Raw genomic sequence first — 22672 nt, forward strand, 5'->3', positions numbered from 1 at the left:
GGGAGTGCCGCCCACGCGGGCCGGGGCGCGCTAGACTGAGGGGCATATGGTGCGCGGCGACCTGAACGTCTTTCCCTTCCTGTCCGTGATGCAGATGTTCCTGACGAGCGGACGCTCCGGACGGCTGAGCATCGACCACGTGCGCGGCGGCCAGCTGTGGATCGACCGGGGCGAGATCATCCACGCCGAGGTGGGCCGCCTGCGCGGCGATCCGGCCCTGCAACTCCTGTCCAGCCTGGACGGCGGGACCTTCACCTTCGAGGCCGACCAGCAGCCCGCGCAGCGCACCCTGAGTCTGCGGCGCGACTCCGCGCTGCGGCGCATGCTGGAGGACAGCGAGGCCTGGACGCCGCTGCTGCGCGCCTTCCCCGACTGGAACCAGCGCCTGCGTTTCACGGCCCGCTGGAACGAGGCGCAGCCCGTCACCCGCACCCAGTACCGCATGCTTCACCTGATTCCCGACAGCACCAGCGTCCGCGCGCTGCTGGAACGCACCCAGGAACCGCCGCGCGCCGCGCTGGACACCCTGCGGCCCTTCCTGCTGGCCGGACTGATCGAACTGGTCTGAACGCCCGGCCAGCACCGGCACCAAAAGTGACTTCCGGTCAGGCATGATGGAAGGCGCAGCGGAGGACCCATGAGCGCGATCACGCGAACGAACAACAGAGGCACCACCCCCGACGGCGACACCGGACGGGACGCCCAGCCGCGCCATGAACAGCGCCACGACCCGGCGGCCCGCCACGCCCCCACCCTTCCCACCCACCCCAGCTGGCGTTTCCAGGACCGGTTCGAACTGTGGGCCGACTGGCTCGAACGCGATTCCGGCGGCCACTGGAAACCGCACCAGAGCGTCCTGCAACGCAGCTTCCGCACCCGCGAGGACACCCTGCTGCACGCCGAACGCTTCATCAGCCGGGGCGACTTTCCCATGAGCGGCGGCAGCGCCACGCCCGTCACGCTGCTGCGCAACCGCCGCGACGCCCTCCTGGCCGCCTTCCGCGAGGCCGAAGGCGACGGCGTCACCCTGATCCGCGAGGTGATCTTCCCGGTCGGCGAGTACGCCCTGAGCCTGAAAGTCACCCGCGAACGCCTCGCCGACCCCGTGCGCGCCACCTTCGGCAGCGCCGCCAACCCCCTGCGCAGCCTCGCCGGGCAACCCGTGAAACTCACGGTCCTGATCGAACACCCCTACGACGTCCTCGAACGGGCAGGCGGCCACCTCGAACTGGGCGACCGGGCCGCGCAGGTCGGCGCGCACACCCAGGAATTCGCGCCCGGCACGGCCGTCACCGGCGTCCCGTACCGCCACGCGACCGTCAGCGTGTCACGCGGCCTGCTGAAAAAACCACTGCTGTACCGCTACGAGATCGTGGAACCCGACCCCGAAGAGACGCCGCCCGCCAGCCCCTGAGCGTCAGGCCCGCACCTCACCCAGCGCCCCCAGCGGCACGCACCCCCGGTACAGCACGTGCGGGACGTCCATCCACAGGATCAGGGGAGCGCCTTCCGGCAGTTCGCGCAGGCGGGCCAGGGTCGCCGGGGGCGCCACCGAATGCTCTCGTAGCGTGTGCGGCGTGAACGGCAGCTCATCCGCCGGGTCGGGCGCGGGCAGTACGCCCCCCGGCCAGGGACGCACCAGCCGGACGCACGCCCGCGCCGGATCGAGCTGCGAGGCGTCCAGCGTCCAGAACCGCACGGGGGGAATTGCCCGTCCGCTCTGCCGCGCGGCGTTCAGCAGCGGCCCCGGATGCACCGGGGAGAAGAACAGAACGTCGTTCCACAGGCAGTCCAGCCGCCCCACGCGCTCCTGCATCAGTGCCTCGCGGCCCACGTACTTGGCGGCCTCACGGGCGTACACGTCCGGGTGAAGCTCCCGCAGGACATTCAGCGGCCGCAGAGCGTCGCCGCGCACGTCCCGCACGGCCCGGTGGTACAGCGTGAACGGGCGCAGGGCCGCAGGGTCACTCGATTCCGGCATCGGCCCATCATGCGGCCTGCCCCGCCCCGGTGGCCATGCGCCCTCTGGCAGATGCGCCGCCCCCCCCGCCCGCCCTATACTGCGGGAGCAGTGACCGGGAAGAGTACCCGCGGAACGCACCCACAGGAAGCCCGCCCCGCGACTGAGAGGGCGGCGCGGGAGGCACCCGGCGAACGTCGCCCGCGAGCAGGTCGGCAGAAATCCCCCACGCCAGGGGAGAGTAGATCCGTCCGGGTGCGCCCGACACAGCGCGAAGAGCGCCCCGCCCGCAGCGGGGAACAGCGGTGGTACCGCGGGACGGTCACGTGACGTCTCGTCCGCAGGAGGCCTGTTCAGCAGAGGCCCGGCGGACGGGACGTTGTTCTGATTCCCGCCGCCTCATTCCCACCGGAGGTGCTCTTTTCGCATGGTCACGTTCTACCCAACCCAGCCAGTTGCCCGCGCCGACGCCGCGCTCGGCCTGCGGGAGGCATCCGGCCTGACCCTCATGGACCCGGACGATCTGACCGCGTCGCCGTGGGAGGCCCCGCGCCCAGCCCCTTCCTGCGCCACCCCGAACGGCGCGGAATCTGTCATCCTACCGAATTGACTGCCGACTGGCGCCCGACCTGCCGCCCCTGACCGCCCCCCGTTTCAAGGAGATCCGAGCATGACTGACCACACCCCCGACACCACCCCCGATCTGGACACCACCCCGGACCAGACGCCCGAGAACGACGCGGGCACGCTGGCGAAGGCCTTCGATCCGCAGGCCATCGAGCCCGCCTGGGCCGCCAAGTGGCGCAGCGAGCCGTTCCGCGCGGACGCGACGAGCGGCAAGCCGCCGTTTACCATCGTGATCCCGCCGCCCAACGTGACGGGCAACTTGCACCTGGGGCACGCGCTGGACAACACCCTGATCGACACGCTGATCCGCTTCAAGCGCATGGCGGGCTTCGAGGCGCTGTACCTGCCGGGCATGGACCACGCGGGCATCAGCACGCAGGTGGTCGTGGAGCGGCAGCTGCGCGATCAGGGCGTGAGCCGTCACGACCTGGGCCGCGAGGAATTCCTGAAGCGCGTCTGGGACTGGAAGGCCGAGTCCGGCGGGATGATCCTGAACCAGCTCTCGCGCCTGGGCGTCAGCGCCGACTGGACCCGCGAGCGGTTCACCATGGACGAGGGCTTGAGCCGCGCCGTGCGGCACCAGTTCGTGCGGCTGTACCACGACGGCCTCGCGTACCGGGGCGAGCGGATCGTGAACTGGGACGTGGCGGCGCAGACGACCCTCTCGGAACTGGAAATCGACCGCGAGGTCCGCAAGGGCAAGATGACGACCCTGTCGTACAAACTGCGTGACCCGAACGCGGCGGCCAGCAACGGCGAGCCCGGCGAGATCCGCATTGCCACCGTGCGCCCCGAGACGATCTTCGCGGATCAGGCGATCGCCGTTCATCCCAACGACCCCCGTTTCGCTCATCTGGTGGGGCAGGAGGCCCGCATTCCCCTGACCGACCGCTGGGTGCCGATCATCGCCGACGAGGCGGTCGAGATGGAGTTCGGGGTGGGCGCCCTGAAGATCACGCCCGCGCACGACCCCACCGACTTCGAGGTCGGCGAACGCCACGGTCTGAGCCGGCCCAGCGTGATCGACCTGCACGGCAACCTGACCTCCGACGACCTCGTGCCGGAAGCCTTCCGGGGCCTGGAACGCTTCGCGGCCCGCAAGGCGGTCGTGAAGGCCCTGACCGAGAGCGGCGACCTGATCGAGGAGAAGGACCACGACACCGCCATCGGCCTCTCGGAACGCACCAAGGTGCCGGTCGAACCGATCATCAGCGAGCAGTGGTACGTGAAGACCAAACCCTTCGCCGAGCAGGTCCTCGCCGGACTGGACAGCGGCGACATGACGCTGGTCCCCGACCGCTACGGCAAGGTGAACCGCGACTGGCTGGAGAACATCCGCGACTGGAACATCAGCCGCCAGCTGTGGTGGGGCCACCAGATTCCCGCGTGGTACGACGACCAGGGCAACATCTACGTGCCGGACCCCGAGAACCCCGACCTGGACTGCGACCAGGACCCCCGCTACGCGCACCTGAACCTGCGCCGCGACCCGGACGTGTTCGACACGTGGTTCTCCAGCAACCTCTGGCCGTTCAGCACCCTCGGCTGGCCCGACACCGACAGCGAGGACTTCCGCAAGTTCTACCCCACCCAGGTCCTCGTGACCGGCTACGACATCCTGTTCTTCTGGGTGGCCCGCATGCAGATGGCCGCCTACGGCCTGACCGGACAGGCCCCCTTCGGCACCGTCATGCTGCACGGCCTGTACCTGGACGCCAAGGGCCAGAAGATGTCCAAGAGCAAGGGCAACGGCATCGACCCCCTGAACCTGTTCGACCAGTACGGCGTGGACGCCAGCCGCTTCGCCTTCGCGTACCTCTCGACCGGCGGGCAGGACATCCGCCACGACCCGCGCCGCTTCGAGCAGGGCCGCAACTTCGCGAACAAACTCTGGAACGCCGCCCGCTTCGCCCTGCTGCGCCTCGGTGAGGCCCTTCCCAACCTTGAAACCAGCGGCGCCGAGGGCGACGCCGACCTGATCCGCTACGTGCAGAGCGCCCTGGACGACACCGCAGGCGAACCCGTCCGCAGCCGCGACGCCCTGAGCATGCTGCGCGAACGCACGGACCTGAGCCTCGCCGACCGCTGGATCCTGTCCCGCCTGAACGCCGTGACCGCCGAGGCGACCGCGCAGCTGAACGCCTTCGACATCGGCGCCGCCACCCGCACGCTGTACTCGTTCACCTGGGACGAATTCTGCGACTGGTACATCGAGGCCGCCAAACCCGCCCTGGCTGAAGGCAAACTGTCCACGCTGGTCACGCTGAAAGCCACGCTGGAGCACATCCTGAAGATGCTGCACCCCATCATGCCGTTCATCACCAGCGAACTGTACGCCGCGCTCGGCCACCGCCGCCAGCTGGCCGTGCACACCTGGCCGGAACCCGACGCCGCCCTGCACGACGCCGAAGCCACCCGCGCCTTCGACGCCCTGCGCGCCGCCGTCGCCGCCGCCCGCAACCTCAAGAACGAACTCGGCATGGCCCCCCAGGAACGCCTGAACATGGCCGTCGAGGGCGACCTGGCCGGCATCGTGCTGGAGAACGCCCGTGTGGTCGAGAGCATCGCCCGCGTCACCCTGACCACCCTGGAAGGCCGCACCCTGAGCGCCGTCGAGCAGGGCGTCACCCTGCGCGCCCCGCTGGAAGGCACCGTGGACATCGCCGACTGGCTGGGCAAGCAGAAAAAACGCCTGACCGAACTCGACAAGCAGATCAAGCAGGCGCAGAACAAACTCGGAAACGAGAGCTTCGTCGCCCGCGCCCCCGCCGAGGTCATCGAGGAAGAACGGCGCCGCGTGACCGACTTCGGCGCGCAGAAAGAGCGTCTGGAAGCCGTGCTGGCCCAGTTCGAGTAACCCGATGAGAGGAAGGCCGGACCCCGTTGCAGGGTCCGGCCTTCCTGTCTGTCGGGAGCGGGCGTGCCCTCCCTTCAGGTCAGGCGCGACTCCAGGCGGCGGCCTGCGCCAGCGCGTGAACGGCAGCGTCCACGTCCTGCTCGGTGGTGGCGGCCCCGAAGGAGAAGCGCAGAGTGGCGCGGGCGTCGGGTTCGTTCAGGCCCACGGCGGTCAGGACGTGGCTGGGCTGCATGGTGCCGGCGCTGCACGCACTGCCGGCGCTGGCGGCCACGCCGAGCATGTCGAGGTTCATCAGGAGGGCCTCGCCGTCCGCGCCGGGCAGGGTGAGGCTGGCGACCTTGGGACTGCCGTGCGGGGAGTGGTTCAGGCGCAGGTCCGGGATGGCCTGCGCGCCCGCCTCGAACCGGGCGCGCAGTGCGCTGAGGTGGGCGTGTGTGGTTTCGCGCGCCTGCTCGGCGTGGGTGAGGGCCACTCCGGCCGCGTACACCCCGGCGGTGTCCTGAGTGCCGGGGCGGGTGCCGCCCTCCTGCCCGCCGCCGAGCGTGACGGCGTTCAGGTGCGTGCCGCGCTGCACGTACAGGAAGCCCACGCCGCGCGGCCCGCCCCACTTGTGCGCGCTGAACGTGGCGAACGTGACGCCCCAGGCGCCCAGGTCCACCGGCAGCACGCCGGGTGCCTGCACGGCGTCCGTGTGGTACGGCACGCCCCGCGCGGCGGCCAGCGCGGCCAGGGCGGGGGTGTCCTGCACGCTCCCCAGCTCGTTGTTGGCGTGGTGGATGGACACCAGCGCCGTGTCGTCCCGCAGGGCGGCCGCCAGTTCGGCCGGGTCGTACTGCCCGTGCCGGTCGGGGGTCAGGAACGTGACCTGCCAGCCCTGCGCGGCCAGCGCGCGGGTGGGCGCCAGCACCGCCGAGTGCTCGGTGGGCGTGGTGATCAGGTGACCGGGGCGGCCGCGTGCGTCCTGCCACGCGCGGGTCACGCTCAGCAGGACGTGGTTGTCGCCCTCGGTGCCGCCACTGTTGGCGACCAGGGTGCGCGGGTCGGTGTGCAGCGCGGCGGCCACGCGGGCGCGCCCTTCCTCCAGGCGTTCGCGGGCGGCCTGCCCGGCGGCGTGCACGCTGGCCGGGTTGCCGGGTAGGGCCGCCGCCTGTGCGTACGCGGCGAGCGCCTCGGGCGTCATGGGGTGCGTGGCGGCGTAGTCGAGGTAGATCATCACGGGTCAGCGTGTCACGCGGTTCAGGGCGTGACCGTGGCGTAATCCACGCCGTCGCGGCGGATGATGAACACCGCGTCCCCGCGCACCGGGATCGCGCCGGACGCCCGCTGGTTCGCGAGTGTCTCGGCCGGAGCGGCGGACCGGACGACCCGCTCGCCGTCGGCGTCCCGGACCAGGATGGCGTAGTTCCCGGCGGGCAGGTCGGCGGGGAACACGTACTCGAAGTTCACGGTGCGCGCCGCCGCGTCACTGGGCGGAATTTCCGGCGTGGTGGGCGTCTGCGGCGTGGCCGGGACGCTGTCCGGCGTGACCGGGGCGGGTTCGGTCGGCTCAGGCGTGTCCGTCCCGGCGGGCGGTTCCGGTTCGACCGGGACGGGCGGCACGTACGCGGGCGGCAGCGGCAGGTCCCCGGCGGGTCGGCTGGGCGCGCTGTACCGCGCGGACGCGACCGTCAGTTTCACGGGGCTGCCCACGGTCACGCGCACGTACGGCGCGGGCGACTGCTCCAGGACGCTGTTCTCGGGTTTGTCGCTGGGCTGGCGTTCCACCGAGGTGACGACCAGTCCGGCGGCGCGGGCGTGCGCGCGGGCCTGCTCGTACGTCAGGCCGGCCAGTTCCGGCAGCCACGTCTCCTTGCCGCTGACGCCCGTGCTGATCAGCAGCTGCACCGCCTGCCCGCGCTGCGCGCTCGATCCGGCCTCGGGCAGTTGCGCGATCACGCGGCCCTCGGCGGTGTTCGACAGCGTGCCGTCCACCTTCAGGACCTTGCCGATCAGCATGTTGCGGTCCTTCAGGGCGTCGCGCGCCTGATCGAGGTTCATCTCCTCCAGGCGCGGCACCTCGATGGCGGGGGGGTTGTTCACGGTCAGGGTCACGAGGCGGCCCACCGGGAGTTTCGTGCCGCCCGCCGGGTCCTGCCGGATGACGCTGCCGATGGCCCGTCCGCCCGCCTGCCCCTGCGTGTACTCCACGCGGAACCCGGCGTCGGTCAGGGCGCGGGCGGCGACCTTGGCTTCCTGGCCGGTCACGCTGACCACGTCCCGCACCGGGGGGTTCAGGTAGATGGACACCGCCTGCGATCCCAGGTACGCCGCGCCGCCCAGCAGCAGCAGGCCCGGCACGAAGGTCAGCCACGCACCCGGCTCCCGGCGGCGGCGCACCCGGCCCTTCTGGAGGGGCGCGAGCGTCTGCGCGTTGCGCGCCGCGATGTCCTCCGGGGTGCGCGGGGCGTTCAGCGGCGTCAGGTACGCGACCTGCGCGGCCTGATCCTCCACGACCACCTCCGCGTCGGCCAGGGCGTACCCCTGCTCGGCGAGGCGCGCGGCGAGGGCCTGCACGGCGTCCACCGTCTCCTGCGGGCGGACCTTCTGCTCCAGCGTGGCGGCGAGCGGCTGGCCCGCCACGGGTTTCCAGACGGCGTAGTACGCGCCGGGCCGGGCGACCACGTCGGTCAGGCCGGCGGGCTCCAGGGCGCGCAGCGCCGTGCGGTACGCGTGGAACACCTGCCGGTCGGCGGGTGTGGACACCGCGAACCACGCGACATGCCGCGTGACTCCCTCGGCCGCGCGCACCTCGGAGAGGGTCACCATGCCCCCCGCCGAGAGTTCACGAAGAACCTCGTACTTGCCGTCGATGATCCTGACCCTACCCTCCTGACCCGTCATGCGCGTCCCAGCATAGCGCGGCCACGCCGGAACGCGGCGCAGCCGTCCGTCCTGCGGGCCGCGAGGCCGTCCAGGCTGCCGGGCGCGGGGTTCCGGCGGCCCCCGCCCGGCCCGCCGGGGTGCGGGTTAGCGGTCGGGCGTGGCGGCCCGGACCCGCCCGGCCTGGAGGTCGGCGCGGTAGTTCGCCAGTTCCCGTTTCACGACCGGGAGCAGCAGGTACAGCCCGATGATGTTCGGGATGCTCATGGTGAACAGCATGGCGTCACTGAAGTCGATCACGGCGCCCAGGTCCATGCTCGCGCCGATCACGATGAACAGCAGGAACACGCCCTTGAAGACGTTCGTGACGAGTTCGTTCGGCCCGAACAGGTACCGCACGGCGCGGGTGCCGTAGTAGGCGTAGCTGATCATGGTGGAGTACGCGAACATCAGGACCGCCAGCGTCAGCAGCCAGCTGAACCACGGCGCCACGCTGCGGAAGGCGGTGTCCGTGATGCCCACGCCGTCCAGTCCCGACACCGTGTAAGAGCCGGTCACGACGATGGCGAGCGCCGTCATGGTGCAGATGACGACCGTGTCGATGAACGGTTCGAGCAGCCCCACGAAACCCTCCGTGACGGGCCGCTGCGTCTTGACCGGACTGTGGGCGATGGACGCCGTGCCGATCCCGGCCTCGTTGCTGAACGTGGCGCGCCGGATGCCCTGGATCATCACGCCGATCACGCCGCCCGCCACGCCCTGCGGCGAGAACGCGCCCTGCACGATCGCCGCGAACGCCGCCGGAATGGCGCTGGCGTTCACGATCAGGATCGCGGTCACGGACCCCACGTACAGGACCGCCATGAGCGGCACGAGTTTCCCGGTCACGTTCGCGATCGAGCGGATGCCGCCCAGGATGACCGCGCCCACCAGCGCCGCCAGGACCAGACCGGCCAGCCAGCCGTTCCCGGCCAGTGGGCTGGTCGCGCCGCCCGTGGCGTTCACGAGCTGCTGGAACGCCTGGTTGCTCTGGAACATGTTCCCGCCGCCCAGGCTGGCGAACACCATGCACACCGCGAACACGGCCGCCATGACGCGGCCCAGGCGGGCGCGGCCCAGTTCAGCCAGCCCGTCGCGCAGGTAGAACATCGGGCCGCCGTCCACCCGGCCGTCCGGCTGGATCTGGCGGTACTTCACGCCCAGCGTGCATTCCACGAATTTGGTACTCATGCCCAGCAGGCCGGCCAGGATCATCCAGAAGGTCGCGCCCGGCCCGCCCAGGCTGATGGCGACCGCCACGCCCGCGATGTTGCCCAGCCCGACCGTGCCGGACACCGCCGTGGACAGCGCCTGAAAGTGCGTGATGGTGCCGGGCGTGTCCGCGCTGGGCGTGTCGAACCGTCCCCGGACGATCTGGATGGCGTGCCAGAACCCGGTCACGTTCACGAACCGGAACGCCACCGTACACACGACGGCCGCCACGAGCAGCCACACGACGATCAACGGGACCGGCACGCCGCCCACCGGCAGGCTCGCGAACACCACGCCGCTCAGGAAGGAACTGACGGGCGAGACCACCGCGTTGATGCGGTCGTCGAAACTGACGGGACCGGAGGTCGGGGCGGCGGCCAGGGCGGCGCTGGACAGCGCGGCCCCGCACAGGGCGACGCCGGACGGAACGGCGCCGGACGGGAACAGCTTGAAGGCCGCCCGGCGTCCGGCGGACGGGAAGTGGGTCTTACTCATGTCCTCTCACCTTAAACAGACAGGCGGGACCAACATGAAAATCCGCTGAAGTGCCGGTCATCTGACCGCCGGGACGGCAGCGGTTTCCGGCGCCCCGGACGCCGCCGGGCGACTCCCGGTCCGACATGAAGGTCACCGCCCCGGCCGGGCAGCGCCGCGCGGCTTGACCCTCCCGTCACGTCAGGGCCTACGCTGAGGCTCAGGAGGTTTCACCCTGGACGGCACGCGCTGGACGGTGGGGGAGGTCGCGGCCCTGACGGGCGTCAGCGTCCGCACCCTGCACCATTACGACGAGATCGGGCTGCTGCGCCCCGCCGAGCGCAGCGACGGGAATTACCGCCTGTACACGCCGGACGATCTGGTGCGGCTGCGGCGGGTGCTGACCTGGAGGTCGCTGGGCGTACCGCTCACGCAGGTGGCCGGACTGCTGGACGCCCCGCCGGACCTGGAACGCGACGCCCTGCACGCGCACGCCACGCGACTGCGCGACGACCTGCGCCGCACGCAGCACACCCTGCGGCAGGTGCAGGCCCGCCTGGACGCCCTGAACGGCAGGGCAGAGGAGAGCCGCATGAACAACGAGGACATCAGGGCCGCCTTCGACGGCTTCGACCCCGCCCGGTACGAGGCGGAAGTGCAGGAACGCTGGGGCGACACCGACGCCTACCGCCAGAGTGCCGCCCGCACCGCCCGCTACACGCCCGCCGACTGGCAGCGCATCCGCGCCGAGATGGACGCCCTCACCGCCGGGTACGTGGACCTGATGGACGCGGGCGTGCCCCCCACGGACGGGCGGGCGCAGGCGGTCGCGGCGCGGCACCGCGCGCACATCAGCGGGGCGTACTACGACGCCTCGCCGCAGATGATGCGCGGACTGGCGCAGATGTGGGTGGCGGACGAGCGCTTCACGCGCAACATCGATCGGGCGCGGGTCGGACTGGCCGCGTACCAGAGTGCCGCCGTGACCGCCTGGGCCGACGCGCAGGACGGGTAAGGGCCAGGGGACGCGCGCCCGACTGTCAGGCCGCGCCGTGCTGCACGAAGCGGGTGGGGGTCTGCGCGGCGACCTCGGCGGCCTCGCGCGTCAGGCGCTGCCACTCGGCGCGCATCCCGTCCGGGCCGAGGACCTGCACCTGCGGCCCCCAGGACAGCAGCCACGGAAGGACGCTGCGGGGCACGCCCCCGGCGGCGTGCGGCACCAGCAGGGGCGCGTCCACGCTGCCGTCCGGGTTGATGCTCGGTTCTCCCAGGCAGCCATACCCGCCTTCCAGCACGCGGAATGTCGCCTCGCCCGTGAAGCGCAGGGTGACCGTCATGCCGGGCACACCCGTGGCGGGCAGCGGCGTGACCGGCAGCGCGGGCGTCTGCGCCGGGTCGAGGGGGTCGGGCGTGAAGGTCTGCGGGTCCAGCGTGACGTGCAGCATCCGGCTCAGGCGGTACGTGCGGACCTCACCCGCGTGGTCGGGGTCGCGGCCCACGACGAGCAGATCGCCGCTGACCGGGTGCGCCTCGATCCGCAGGGGGTGCAGCCGCGCGGCGCGCCGCGTGCCGGGCTGCCACTCCTGAAAGCGGATGGGGCGGCAGGTCAGCCACGCCTGCGTCACGGCTTGCAGCGCGAGGTCGGGCGCGGCGGGGCGCGACGTGACGCGCGGGCGGGGCAGGGCCGCGCGGACGTGTGCGGGCAGCGCGTCGGCCAGCGCGGCGCGCAGCGGGGCGAGGCTGGCCGCCGGTTCGCTTCCGCGCGCCGCAAGGGCGTCCAGGCCGCGCAGCAGGGTCAGTCGCGCCGCGCCGTCCAGCTCCGGCGTGCCGATCACGTACCCCTGCGGTGGGCCGGGCAGGACGCGCAGCCCGGGTTCCAGGGTCTCCAGTTCGCGCAGGTCGCGCGCCGTGACGGCCAGGGTCTGCCCGGTGGCCGCCGCGAGTTCCGCGACGGTGTGCGGCCGGGCGCGCAGCAGGCGGGCCAGGAGGAACAGGCGCTGGACGGGGCTCTGGGCACGCTCGGGCTGCTCGTCGGGGGTCATGCCCCCAGTCTGCGGAACGGGTGTCCGCAGAACGTCCGTATTTATGAGAATGGTCTATCAATAGTGGTCAATCCGGCCCTCCAGCCAGCGCCCGCTCCTCCCGCCACTCCAGCACCCACGGGTCGAAGCGGCCCTCGCAGAAGAAATCCTCCCGCCCCCGCCTCGGCATGGAGGGTTCCTCCCAGCGCGGCGCGTCCGACAGGCGCAGCACGCCGCCGTCCACCGTCAGCGCCCCCGGCCAGCCCAGCAGCTCCCGCAGGGCCGCCACCGCCGCACTCAGCGCCTTGCGCCGCGCGGTCGGCGTTTTCCCCGGCAGGTCCAGCGCGTCCAGCGCCCGCTCGCGCGCCACCTGCCCGCCCGCCGTCACCAGCAGCGCCAGCAGGCCCGCCTCGGGCCGCGTGGAGCGCAGCGGCAACTCGTCCCCGGACATCCACATCCGCACCGGCCCGGCCAGACTGACCCGCACCGTCCATTCCGGCGGCGCGAACGTCACCACCGCGTACTGCTCCAGCAGCGCGGGCAGATACGCACGCACCCACGACCACCGCAGCGTCGCCAGCTGCGCGCGGATGCCGTCACCCGGCGGCAGCGGCTCACCCCCCGCCTGCCGGGCGCACTCCGCACGGGCCAGCCACGAGAGGGTCCCCGCATGCTGCGAGTAACTGTCCGCGCGGCTCAGGGCTTCCTGGGCGCGCGGCAGATCCCCCGCGTGCAGGTACGCCAGCGCCAAGTGGTTGAGGATCGCGTGCCGACCCGAGTCCAGCACCCGGTGCAGCGCGGCCGCCTCCTGCGCCATCAGGACAGCCTCGAACGTCTGCCCCATGAGGGCCAGTGCCGTCGCGCCCAGGACGAGCGTTGAGGCCAGCCTATCCGGAACGGAGACGTGCTCACGGGCTGTGGCCGCAGTCTGGATGGTCACGTGGTACTGAGTCAGGTTCAGGGTCAGCATTGCCCGCGGCAGGAACAGTTCTGAAGCGAGCAGGCCGTCCTGAGCGATTGCTTCCGCCTTTCGCAGGGCAGTCAGCGCTGCGCCCGGCTGATTGGTATCGAGGGCAATGGCCACGAGCGTCCGGTAGACGTAGGTGGAGGTCGTCGGGTCATGTCGCAGGTCACCCAGCGCCCGCGTGAGTTCGGTGGTCGCCTCGCCTAATTCCTGGTGGTGTTGTAGGTCGAAGGCGAACTGAACGCGGGCCAGCCCCCGGTAGATGGGTGGTGCCTGAGCGATCTGGAAGCGGTACAGCTCCTTCCAGTGGGGGTGATCGAGCATGGCGGCGGCACCCGCCAGCTGCGTGAGGGTCAGCGAACGGGTGGGGCCATCGGGTGCCTGCAGGACGCTGAACCGCGCGAGATTCAGGGCCAGTTCGCTGCGCCGGTGAATCAGGTGCAGGTGCGCCCGGAACGGCAGGAGCTGTTCGGCGGGTCGGGTTTCCAGCAGGTCGTCGAGCTGGCGGTGCTGCATGCCCCGGAAGTACAGCCATGCCAGGGCAAGGCCGCCCAGTTCACTGTTCAACCAGTCCTGCGGGACTTCCGGCAGGGCCGCGATGATCGGGAGAACGTCTGCCGCTCTGTGGGCGTGCTGAGCCGCCTGGATCAGGTGCTTCAGTGTCCCCTCTGCGTCGTCACGGAGCAGCAGTTGCCGGAGCGGGATCAGGGGATCTGGCACAGCGAGAGCTTAGCGGCTTGGCGTCAACCACGGGGCCGATCTTCGTCATATCCCAAAAGGGGCGAATTCTGCTCATGGGTGATGTCGTTGAACAGGCGGAAGATCCAGATCAAAAAATACGCTGAAAACATAACAAAGCTCCAGTCGCGGCCTGTCCGGTGTCCGTGGGGTGCCGGACAGTCTGGGCCGACTGTGGGTGGGGGAGGTGGCGCGGCCAGCAGAGCGGGATGTCACCCGTTTTGGGCCGCCAGTGGGCGTGGAACGTCGTTCACCTCAGGCGTGGCTGGGGTGAAGGGTTCGGATGGAGCGTGGATTGAATCGGGAGTTCAGGGTCGGTCGGGAGTGCCCTGAGGACTATGTAAATTATAGAACAATGTCACCGATTTCGCAAATAGCAGAATAAGCGTATTGAGGAATGCGCCACCTCACCCAGGGACGGCACGCCAGATCACCGACGCCACCCCGGCCCCTCAGCAGGCCACAACCCCTACGGACATAAGAAAAAAGGCGGCCCACGCCGCCCCGATTCCCCAACCCCGCCTTCAGATCACACGCCGTTCCGGCAACGTCACCCCGCGACTCAGGCGTGCCTCCAGCCCGCGCACCAGCCGCGACAGCACGAACGTCAGCAGGAAATACACCAGCGCCAGCACCGCGTACACCTCGAACTGCCGGTATGTGGCGTTCGTGATGTACCGCCCCTGACTGAACAGCTCCTGCAAGGTCACCGCGCTCGCCAGACTGCTGCCCAGAATCAGGCTGATGAACTCGTTCCCCAGCGCCGGCAGCGCCACCCGCCAAGCCTGCGGCAGCACCACGAACCGCAGCGCCTGCCCCCGGCTGAGGCCCAGACTGCGCGCCGCCTCCGCCTGCCCCGCCGGAACACTGCTCATCCCGCCCCGCACGATCTCACTGGTGTACGCCGCCGAGTACAACCCCAGCGCCAGCACCGCCGCCGGGAACCCCTCCAGCGTCACGCCCAGCGCGGGCAGCCCGTAGTACACCACCGACAGCAGCACGATCAGCGGAATACCCCGCACCACCGTCACGTACGCGTTCCCCAGCGCGCCCAGCACCGGCACGCGCAGCACCCGCGCGGCCCCCAGCGCCGTGCCCACCAGCACCGACACCAGCAGCGCGCACCCGCTGACCGCCAGCGTCAGGCCCAGCCCCGACAGCAGCAGCTGCGGGTACTCGCCGGACAGCACCGTCCGGAAGCCCGTCAGAATCTCGTTCAACACCCGCCTCGCCCGCAGGCCGTCAGGCCGCTCATCCTGGGAACCGTCACGCCCCCGAGCATAGCGCGGCCCCACCAGTGCTGCCCGGCCCGTGAAGCGAAAAGTGAATGCGCAGACGGTCACCTGACAGGAACCCGCTACGCTGGAAGGCAGCGGGTCAACGTGACCTGCCCTTCGACCGGGCCCCCGCACGCAGCGGGCGCGGCCCGACGCCCGCCCCGACCGGCGGGCCACACGGGAAGAGTGAAACACCATGTCCATCACCTGGACGAACACGAGCGCCGCCACACAACTCAGCATCCGCCTGGACCGCCCGCCCCCCGGAGCCCCGAAGGCCAGCTGACCCGGCCCCCGCCCCCACACCGGGGGCCGGTCGCGTCATCCCCGCACGCCAGCGTCCGCACGCGGACCGGCGTGACCCTTCAGCTCACCCCGCCCTGCGCGCGGGGAAGGAACGGTGTTGTCTCATGCGCGCCTGGACGGCGCTACTGTGCGCCATAGCCCTGGAAGTCACGGGCACCCTCAGCCTCAAGGTCATGACCAGCGGGCCCGCCGGCCCCGGACTGGAACTGATTCTCACCTACGCCCTGCTGGCCGGCTCGTACGTGCTGCTGTCCCGCGCGTTCCGGCAGATTCCGGTCGCCGTGGCCTTCGCCGTCTGGGAGGCCGCCGGCCTGATCCTCATCACGGGCCTGGGCGCCCTGATCCTCGGCGAGCACCTGACACCCACGCAACTGGCCTCCCTGACCGCCCTGAGCCTCGGCGCGGCCCTGCTGCACCACGGCACCCGGCACACCCCCCGGCCGGCCACCCCGCCCGCCGCCGACCCGCCCCGCCCGGCCCCCGCCCTCCGCCAGGAGCCCGCATGAACCCGGCCGCCATCCTGTTGATCCTGGGGGCCGTCACGCTGGACATCCTCGCCAACGTCCTGCTGAAACGCTCGGACGGCTTCCGGCACCGGCGACCCGGACTGGCCGCCATCGCCCTGATCCTGCTGGCCTTCACGCTGCTCGGCGTCGCCGTGCAGCACATGCCGGTCGCCGTCGCCTACGCCGCGTGGGGCGGGCTGGGCATCGTCACGACCGCCCTGCTCAGCCGCCGCATCGACGGAACGCACCTGACCCCCACCGCCTGGGCCGGCCTGACCCTGATCGTCGGGAGCGTCGTCGTTCTCAGCAGCGGCCACTGATCCCGAAGTCCGCTCGGCTTGAACGGTGTTTGCACACCATTCACTCGGAGTGGCTTATGGATTCCGTCTGTTTCGCCGGCAACCCGGAACATCGCTGGGTTGCCAGCTCCACGCCCGGAACCCGCTTCGGCTCCTACTCACTCCGAGTGGGCCTTACTTCTGCACGATCCAGCGGTTCAGCAGTTTCTGGTACTCCCCGCTGGCCTTCAGGCGCGCCAGCGTCTTGTTCGCGGCGGCGGCCAGATCACTGCCCTTCTTGAAGACCATGCCGTAATCCTCGGCGGCCAGGTCCTTGCCGGCCTGCTCGAACTGGCCTGGCAGGCGTTTTTTCAGGTCCGTGACGGTCGGGGCGTCCCCGATCAGCGCCGCGACGCGTCCGGCGCGCACGTCGGCCAGTCCGGCCGCGAAATCGTCGTACACCTTCAGGGTCGCGCCCCTGGGTTTGAGCAGGTCGTTCGCCACGAACTGCCCGGTGGTGTTCGCCTGCACGCCGATCACCTTGCCCTTCACGTCGGCCGGCCACGCGAACTTGCCGGGGTTCCCGGCGCGTACGATGAACACCTGCGCGCTGCGGTAGTAGGGCTGGCTGAACGACACGACCTTCGCGCGTTCGTCCGTGATCGTGATGCCGCTCATGGCCATGTCCACCCGGCCGGACGTGACGGCCTGCGGCATCAGCGATCCGAAGCCCACCGCGCGGATCTCCAGCCGCACGCCCAGGTCCTTGGCCACGGCCCGCGCGATGTCGATGTCGAAGCCCTGGATCTGCCCGTCGGCGCCCTTGAATTCGAACGGCGCGAATGTCGGGTCGGTGCCCAGCACCAGCACGCCCTTCTTCTTCACCTCGGCCACCGTCGCCGCGTGCGCCGCGCCCGCCAGGGCCGAACCGAGGACTGCCGTAACCATCAGGAAACGCTTCATGCGCCCAGCATAGAACCCCGCGCGGCGCGGCGTACCCTGCCTGCATGGAATGGCCCGCCCCCACCGACTTCGTTCACGGCGACCCCCTCCCGGCCCCCGACACCTGGACGCGGCCGGGGCTGGTCATGACCTTCAACCTGGAATGCCCCGGCTGCGTGTCGCGCGGCATTCCGTTCCTGAAGCGCCTGCACGCCGAATTCGGCGACTCGGTGCACCTGCTGGCGGTGCATACCAGCCACGGCCACCGCCTGCTGCCCGGAGAGGAGGTCGTGCCCACCCTGCAGAAGTTCGCGCGGGACTACGCGAAACTGCCGTTCCCGGTCGCGCTGGACCTGAGCGGCGACCTGGCCCGAGGCTGGCGGACCGAGGGCACCCCGCACTGGCTGGCCTTCGCGCCGGGCGGCGAGTTGATCCGCAGCGTGTATGGCAGTCAGGAGAACGCCCAGACCAGACTCCAGTACCTGCTGGAAGAATGGACCGGGCGCGCCGACCCTGCCGGGTCGTGACGGGGTCTAGCCCTGACCGGGCCGCAGCGGCAGGGTCCGCAGACGCTCGCCGGTCAGGGTGAACACCGCGTTCGCCACGGCCGCCGCCGCCGGACCCATCACGGGTTCCCCCATGCCCTGCGGTTCGTCGCCACTCTCGACGAGCAGCACCTCGACCGGCGGCGCGTCCCGCATGGGCAGGAGGCGGTAACGGTCGAAGTTCGACTCGACCACCCGGCCGTCCTGAATGGTCAGTTCCTCGTGCAGGGCGGAACTCAGGGCCATCATCACCGACCCCTGCGCCTGGAGCCGCGCGCCGTCCGGGTTGATGACCAGTCCGGGGTCCACGGCGACCGTCACGCGGTGAACCTGCACGCGCCCCTCCTGCACCGAGACCTCGGCCACCAGCGCCGAGGCGGTCCCCAGGTCCAGGCAGCAGGCCACCCCGCGCGCCCGGCCTGCCGGCAGGGGCGTGCCCCACCCGGCCGCCTGCGCGGCGCGTTCCAGCACCCCGCGCAGTCGCCGCCCGTCCTCGCCGGACCCCAGGTGCTGCAGCCGGAACGCCAGCGGGTCCGCGCCCGCCGCGTGCGCCAGTTCGTCCATGAAGCTCTCCAGCGCGAACGTGTTCGGCAGGACACCCAGCCCCCGCCAGTACCCGGTCGGGACGGGCAGCGCCTCGCGGCGGTTCACGACCCGGTACGCCGGGAAGTCGTACGGCATGAACTGCCCCAGCAACCCGCCCGGATCGAAGCCCAGCGCGTCCCGCACGAACTCCGGTATGCCCGTCTGCCCCCAGATGATGTCGCCGCCCGCCGTGAACTGCTCCACGCCCCGCAGCCGCCCGTCCGGGTCCACACTGCCGCGCAGGACGTGATGGGTGGGCGGCCGGTAGAAGGCGTGCTGGAGGTCCTCCTCGCGCGTCCAGCCGACATGCACGGGCTTCCCGACCGCCGCCGAGAGCCGCGCGGCCTCCAGCGCCGCGTGCTGCCCCGCCTTGCGCCCGAAGCCCCCGCCCAGCTGGGTCGGGTGGACCAGCACCTCGCGGTCCTTGCCGAACACGTCACGCAGGTCGTCGATGACCATCTGCGGGTACTGCGTGGACGCCCACACCTCGATCCGTCCGCCCGCCTTCACGTCCGCCAGCGCCGCCAGCGGTTCCAGGTGCGCGTGCGCGGCCAGCGGCGTGCGGTACTCGCCCTGCACCACCGTCCCCCCCGAGAGGGCCGCGCGGACATTCCCGCGCCGCCGCAGCACCGACCCCGACCCCGCCTGAATCTGCGCGTCCAGATCGGCGCTGCTGGCGGTCGTGCCGCCCTCCCAGCGCAGGTCCAGGGAAGGCAGCGCCGCGCGGGCCTGCGTGCGTGTCCGCGCGACCACGCCCGCGAACCCCGCCCCGGCGTCGATCACGACCCGCACCACGCCCGGCTGCCGCCCCGCCGCGCCCGCCGACGCCGACACCAGCCGCGCCCCGAACCTCGGCGGACGCGCCACCGCCCCGAACAGCATGCCCGGCAGCCGCGCGTCGTACCCGTACGTGGCCGTGCCGAGCACCTTGTCCCGGAAGTCCGTGCGCGGCATGGCCCGCCCGATCCGCTTGAACTCCCGCCGCGCCTTCAGGGCAGGCGTGGCCTCCGGAATCACCCACTCGCCCTGCTTGCCCGCCACGACCTGCGCGTACCCGATGCGCTCGCGCGAACCCGCCACGAAGAACGACCCACCGGCCGCCGTCAGCCGCGTCGCCGGGACGCCCAGCTGCCGTGCCGCCTCCTCCCGCAGCAGCTCGCGCAGGGTCGCCGCCGCCTCACGCAGCGGGCGGTACAGCGCCTTCACGCTCGTCGAACCGAACGTGAACATCGTTCCGCCCGCGTACCCGCGCGCCGTGTCCGCCTGCCGCACCGTCAGCTGCTCGGGCGTGACCTCCAACTCCTCCGCCGCGATCTGCGCCAGCGCCGTGTGAATGCCCTGCCCCATCTCGATCTTCGGCACGAAGAACGTCACCCCGGCGGGCGTCACCTCGAACCACAGGTCCGGATTGCGGGGCGCGTCCTGCGGGCCGGTGCCGTTCTCCTCGATGTAGTCCACGATTGCCGGGCGGCCCGCGTTCAACGCCAGCGGCACCCCCACCACCAGCAGACCCGCGCCGCTGCCCAGCCCGATCAGCACCCGGCGGCGTGTGACGGGCTTCATCCGTCCTCCCGCTTCAGTTCCGCCGCGCGGGCGACCGCCCGGCGGATCGCGTTGTACCCACCGCAGCGGCACAGGTTCACGCCCGCCGCCTCCTTGATCTGCGCGTCCGTGGGGTTAGGCGTGCGCTCCAGCAGCGCCGCCGCCGACATCAGGTGCCCCGGCAGGCACCACCCGCACTGCAAAGGGTTCTCCAGGAACGCCCGCTGCACCGGATGCAACTGCTCCCCGTGTGCCAGACCCTCCACGGTCGTCACCTCCCGCCCCGCCGCCGCCCGCGCCGGAGTCAGGCACGCCCGCGCCACCTGCCCGTCCAGCAGCACCGTGCAACTGCCACACGCGCCGATCCCACACCCGTAATGCGTGCCGGTCAGGCCCAGCTCATCACGCAACACCCACACCAGCAGCTCGTCCGGGTACGCCACCTCGCGCCGCCGCCCATTCACGCTTAACTGCACGCCACCCGCCACACGAAGCCGATCATGCCGCCATGATACGGACCCGCCAGAAACGGAACAGTCCGCGTGGGCGCAGATCGGGGCGGAGCAACAGCCCGTGCCCCCACGGCCACCAGTGAAACGCCCAGCCCGCACTTCCAGTCGCGGCTGGAAGAAGGGGCCGGGCGAGGCGCCGAGGAAGCGGGTTAGCGGGCGTCCGACGTCGCCTGAGCCGGCACGAACACGCCGGACTTCAGGTCGCTCAGGGGGACGTTCGTGATCCGCACGAGCAGGGCGCTGCGGCGACCCCCGGACAGGTACGGCCCGAGCTGATCGATGCTGGAGACGAACCGGAGCTGCCGGTCCTGACTGTGGACGCTCAGCCGACCCTGGGCATCCACCTTGCCGGCGTCCACCATGAAGTTCGTGCCGCCGCGACTGGTGACGAGCATGACAGCCTCGCCTTTCTGGAGTCTCGTCGAGATCAGGTGTTCAGGGCCGGTCTTTGTCCCGACAAAGTAACTGCCCCAGACGGGTTGGCCGATCAGCGCCGACAGGAACACGCTGTTGCTGGAGTTGTAGAACGCAGCCCCGATGTCCTCCGGGCCTGCATTCAGCAGGAGGGTGGCGTCGCCCACCTGCATGCGTGGGGAGGTGTACCCGCTGAAGCGTACGGAACGGGTCCGGGTCAGCAGGTCGACGACGCTGCTGGCGTCGAAGAACGCCACGCCGTCACGGGTAAACCGCGCGTTGACTGAAGTGCCCCCCAGGGCCAGTGACCGGCCGTTCCGGCTGAGCGTGACCCCCTGGGTTTCCAGGGCGCGGGTGACGTCAGTGCCTTTCAGGAAGACACCCTTGTTGACCTCGTGGTCATTGAAGGTGTAACAGGTGACGCCGCCCTTCTCGCTGACGATGGTGATGTTGTCTCCGGAGGGTTTGGTGCCGCGCACGCAGCTCGGCTTGACGGGTGCCTGCCGGACGACGGTGAGGGTCGTGCTGGTCGCGCCGCTGCCCGCCAGGGCGTACAGTCCGGCGCTGAGAGCAAGGGCGAGGGTTCCGGCGGCGAGGATGAAGTTTGGCATGATGTACACCTTTGCCATGCCCAGGGTCACGTGGGCGGGTGGCCCGAGTTCGCGGATGGCCTGGGCGGTGGCCTGAGTGGGGGTGAGGCCGGTCAGGGTCAGGTGGTCGGCGCGCGTCAGGACGTGCTCTTCGAGTTCGTCCCAGAGTTCCTGGCGGCGTGCTTCCGGTAGGCCCCAGGTGGCGCGGCGCAGGTAGGCGGTGAGTGCGCGGGGGGTGGTGTGGGTGGCGGTGGTCATGCGCCGTTCCGGCCGAGCTGCTGCACGGCTCCGGTGAAGGCGGCGAATTCCTGGCGTTTGGTGTTCAGTGTTTCGCGGCCCCGGTCGGTGATGGCGTAGTACTTGCGGGGTTTGCCGTTGCGGCCGGTTTCGCCGTGCTGCGCGGCCAGCAGGCCTTCGGCTTCCAGGCGGTGCAGGGCGGGGTAGAGGCTGCCTTCCTTGAAGTCGAAGTACCCGCCGGTGCGGTCGCGGGCGGCCTGGATGATCGCGAAGCCGTACAGGGGCTGCTGTTCGAGGAGGGTCAGGAGGATCAGGTCGAGGTTGCCGCGCAGCAGGTCTGGGTTCATGGGTGCTCCGGTGTGGGGCTTTGGCCGCGTGGCGTCCCGCGTGGTTGCCGCCCCTGCATAGCTATGTCTGTCTACATAGTCTGCCTTGGCTAGCTTGCCGTCAAGCCCAGTCTGTCTATGTAGTGGGTGGCCGATGCACCGGAGGGACTGAACGGCCACACTGGACCCATGCGCCCCTGGATGTTGACCGCCCCGCAGGCCCACCTCCCCGGATCTGCCACCACTGCATTCCAGGCCGCGTGGGACGCCCGCGACCCGGCCCTCCTGCCGCCCGAGACACCCCGCTGGCTGTTCCTGCGCTGGCTTCAGGGGCAGGGCGTCCTGTTCCACGGCTCCCCGCAGGCCGGACTGACCGTCTTCGAGCCGCGCACGCCGCATGACCTGAGCGCCGACGACTTCAGCAAACGTACGGGCGTGTTCGCCACCTCCGACGCGCTGTGGGCCTTGATGTACGCCCTGCGGGAACGCAGTCGGGTGAAGCGCATGGTGAACGCTGCCCTGCAGGTGCAGCAGACGGGCAGTTGGAGCGAGACACGGTACTTCCTGTCTCTGGCCCCACAACCGGACCTGACCGTGACGGGTGGTCAGGAACTGCTCTCGACCGGCTTCGTGTACGTCCTGCCACCAGACGGCTTCGAGCGGATGCCGGACTATGACTGGCCGGGTCTGGGACGGGTGCGCGAACCGCACCTGATCTGCCCGCAGCCTGTCCGGCCACTGCTGGCGGTGCCGGTCACGCCGGCCGACTTTCCCCTGCCGGTGCGCCTGCACGACGCCGCCACGGTCGACGCCCGTTGCGCGGCCGATCCGTGGGGGTTTCCCTGGCTGGACTGACCCGGA

The 22672-nt window shown here is 70.9% G+C and carries 20 protein-coding genes; 8 read left to right on the forward strand and 12 right to left on the reverse strand.

Annotated elements, in window-relative coordinates:
- The first annotated feature begins 46 nt into the window (after positions 1 to 46).
- Together CBQ26_RS04125 and CBQ26_RS04130 are read left to right on the forward strand one after the other, a co-directional pair.
- Complete coding sequence (locus tag CBQ26_RS04125) at positions 47 to 568, forward strand: DUF4388 domain-containing protein (RefSeq protein ID WP_088247296.1); 522 nt, start codon at positions 47 to 49, stop codon at positions 566 to 568.
- A 69-nt stretch (positions 569 to 637) separates the two neighbouring features.
- Positions 638 to 1414, forward strand: a complete 777-nt coding sequence (locus tag CBQ26_RS04130) for a hypothetical protein (RefSeq protein WP_229844252.1) — start codon at positions 638 to 640, stop codon at positions 1412 to 1414.
- Between the two features lie 3 nt (positions 1415 to 1417).
- Here the strand turns inward: CBQ26_RS04130 and CBQ26_RS04135 are convergent, their stop codons facing one another.
- Positions 1418 to 1981, reverse strand: coding sequence for a hypothetical protein (locus tag CBQ26_RS04135; protein ID WP_088247297.1), 564 nt, complete (start codon positions 1979 to 1981; stop codon positions 1418 to 1420).
- Between the two features lie 649 nt (positions 1982 to 2630).
- Between CBQ26_RS04135 and CBQ26_RS04140 the strand changes: the two genes are divergently transcribed.
- The gene (locus CBQ26_RS04140; protein WP_088247298.1) at positions 2631 to 5444 is read left to right on the forward strand and encodes a valine--tRNA ligase; all 2814 of its coding nucleotides are present in this window, start codon (positions 2631 to 2633) and stop codon (positions 5442 to 5444) included.
- A 79-nt stretch (positions 5445 to 5523) separates the two neighbouring features.
- Here the strand turns inward: CBQ26_RS04140 and CBQ26_RS04145 are convergent, their stop codons facing one another.
- The 3 genes from CBQ26_RS04145 to CBQ26_RS04155 all read right to left on the reverse strand — a co-directional run bounded on the left by CBQ26_RS04145 (position 5524) and on the right by CBQ26_RS04155 (position 10049).
- Positions 5524 to 6657, reverse strand: a complete 1134-nt coding sequence (locus CBQ26_RS04145; protein ID WP_172417909.1) for a cysteine desulfurase family protein — start codon at positions 6655 to 6657, stop codon at positions 5524 to 5526.
- Positions 6658 to 6680: 23 nt separating this feature from the next.
- A complete protein-coding gene (locus tag CBQ26_RS04150; protein ID WP_088247300.1) occupies positions 6681 to 8324 on the reverse strand; it encodes a PASTA domain-containing protein in 1644 nt (547 codons plus the stop codon).
- A gap of 126 nt (positions 8325 to 8450) precedes the next feature.
- Positions 8451 to 10049, reverse strand: a complete 1599-nt coding sequence (locus CBQ26_RS04155) for an alanine/glycine:cation symporter family protein (protein WP_088247301.1) — start codon at positions 10047 to 10049, stop codon at positions 8451 to 8453.
- A 235-nt stretch (positions 10050 to 10284) separates the two neighbouring features.
- Here CBQ26_RS04155 and CBQ26_RS04160 point away from each other — a divergent pair, with 235 nt between their 5' ends.
- On the forward strand, positions 10285 to 11043 hold the full coding sequence (locus tag CBQ26_RS04160; RefSeq protein ID WP_088247302.1) for a MerR family transcriptional regulator: 759 nt from the start codon (positions 10285 to 10287) through the stop codon (positions 11041 to 11043).
- Between the two features lie 25 nt (positions 11044 to 11068).
- Here CBQ26_RS04160 and CBQ26_RS04165 read toward each other — a convergent pair whose 3' ends face one another.
- The 3 genes from CBQ26_RS04165 to CBQ26_RS04175 form a co-directional block, all read right to left on the reverse strand.
- A complete protein-coding gene (locus CBQ26_RS04165) occupies positions 11069 to 12070 on the reverse strand; it encodes a helix-turn-helix transcriptional regulator (protein WP_088247303.1) in 1002 nt (333 codons plus the stop codon).
- Positions 12071 to 12137: 67 nt separating this feature from the next.
- Entirely contained in the window at positions 12138 to 13733 is a 1596-nt protein-coding gene (locus CBQ26_RS04170; RefSeq protein ID WP_088247304.1) for a hypothetical protein, read from the reverse strand.
- Between the two features lie 542 nt (positions 13734 to 14275).
- Positions 14276 to 14971 carry an amino acid ABC transporter permease gene (locus CBQ26_RS04175; protein ID WP_172417910.1) on the reverse strand — a complete coding sequence of 232 codons (696 nt, stop codon included), beginning with the start codon at positions 14969 to 14971 and terminating at the stop codon, positions 14276 to 14278.
- A gap of 467 nt (positions 14972 to 15438) precedes the next feature.
- On the opposite strand from CBQ26_RS04175, the gene CBQ26_RS04180 reads away from it, so the two are divergent.
- Complete coding sequence (locus CBQ26_RS04180) at positions 15439 to 15840, forward strand: DMT family transporter (protein ID WP_088247305.1); 402 nt, start codon at positions 15439 to 15441, stop codon at positions 15838 to 15840.
- On the forward strand, positions 15837 to 16160 hold the full coding sequence (locus CBQ26_RS04185; RefSeq protein ID WP_088247306.1) for a DMT family transporter: 324 nt from the start codon (positions 15837 to 15839) through the stop codon (positions 16158 to 16160). The genes CBQ26_RS04180 and CBQ26_RS04185 overlap by 4 nt, the downstream gene beginning before the upstream one ends.
- Positions 16161 to 16313: 153 nt before the next feature.
- Here the strand turns inward: CBQ26_RS04185 and CBQ26_RS04190 are convergent, their stop codons facing one another.
- Complete coding sequence (locus CBQ26_RS04190; RefSeq protein WP_088247307.1) at positions 16314 to 17081, reverse strand: ABC transporter substrate-binding protein; 768 nt, start codon at positions 17079 to 17081, stop codon at positions 16314 to 16316.
- A 44-nt stretch (positions 17082 to 17125) separates the two neighbouring features.
- Here CBQ26_RS04190 and CBQ26_RS04195 point away from each other — a divergent pair, with 44 nt between their 5' ends.
- Positions 17126 to 17587, forward strand: coding sequence for a TlpA family protein disulfide reductase (locus CBQ26_RS04195; RefSeq protein WP_088247308.1), 462 nt, complete (start codon positions 17126 to 17128; stop codon positions 17585 to 17587).
- A 6-nt stretch (positions 17588 to 17593) separates the two neighbouring features.
- On the opposite strand, the gene CBQ26_RS04200 is transcribed toward CBQ26_RS04195, so the two are convergent.
- The 4 genes from CBQ26_RS04200 to CBQ26_RS04215 all read right to left on the reverse strand — a co-directional run bounded on the left by CBQ26_RS04200 (position 17594) and on the right by CBQ26_RS04215 (position 21832).
- On the reverse strand, positions 17594 to 19753 hold the full coding sequence (locus CBQ26_RS04200) for a xanthine dehydrogenase family protein molybdopterin-binding subunit (protein ID WP_088247309.1): 2160 nt from the start codon (positions 19751 to 19753) through the stop codon (positions 17594 to 17596).
- Complete coding sequence (locus CBQ26_RS04205) at positions 19750 to 20208, reverse strand: (2Fe-2S)-binding protein (RefSeq protein WP_088247310.1); 459 nt, start codon at positions 20206 to 20208, stop codon at positions 19750 to 19752. The genes CBQ26_RS04200 and CBQ26_RS04205 overlap by 4 nt, the downstream gene beginning before the upstream one ends.
- Positions 20209 to 20393: 185 nt before the next feature.
- The gene (locus tag CBQ26_RS04210) at positions 20394 to 21506 is read right to left on the reverse strand and encodes a permease prefix domain 1-containing protein (protein ID WP_088247311.1); all 1113 of its coding nucleotides are present in this window, start codon (positions 21504 to 21506) and stop codon (positions 20394 to 20396) included.
- Complete coding sequence (locus tag CBQ26_RS04215; RefSeq protein ID WP_088247312.1) at positions 21503 to 21832, reverse strand: PadR family transcriptional regulator; 330 nt, start codon at positions 21830 to 21832, stop codon at positions 21503 to 21505. Before CBQ26_RS04215 ends, CBQ26_RS04210 begins: the two co-directional genes overlap by 4 nt.
- A gap of 168 nt (positions 21833 to 22000) precedes the next feature.
- On the opposite strand from CBQ26_RS04215, the gene CBQ26_RS04220 reads away from it, so the two are divergent.
- The gene (locus CBQ26_RS04220) at positions 22001 to 22666 is read left to right on the forward strand and encodes a hypothetical protein (RefSeq protein ID WP_088247313.1); all 666 of its coding nucleotides are present in this window, start codon (positions 22001 to 22003) and stop codon (positions 22664 to 22666) included.
- Positions 22667 to 22672 lie beyond the last annotated feature (6 nt).

The sequence above is a fragment of the Deinococcus indicus genome (genome assembly GCF_002198095.1).
In the GTDB taxonomy this organism is placed as follows: domain Bacteria; phylum Deinococcota; class Deinococci; order Deinococcales; family Deinococcaceae; genus Deinococcus; species Deinococcus caeni.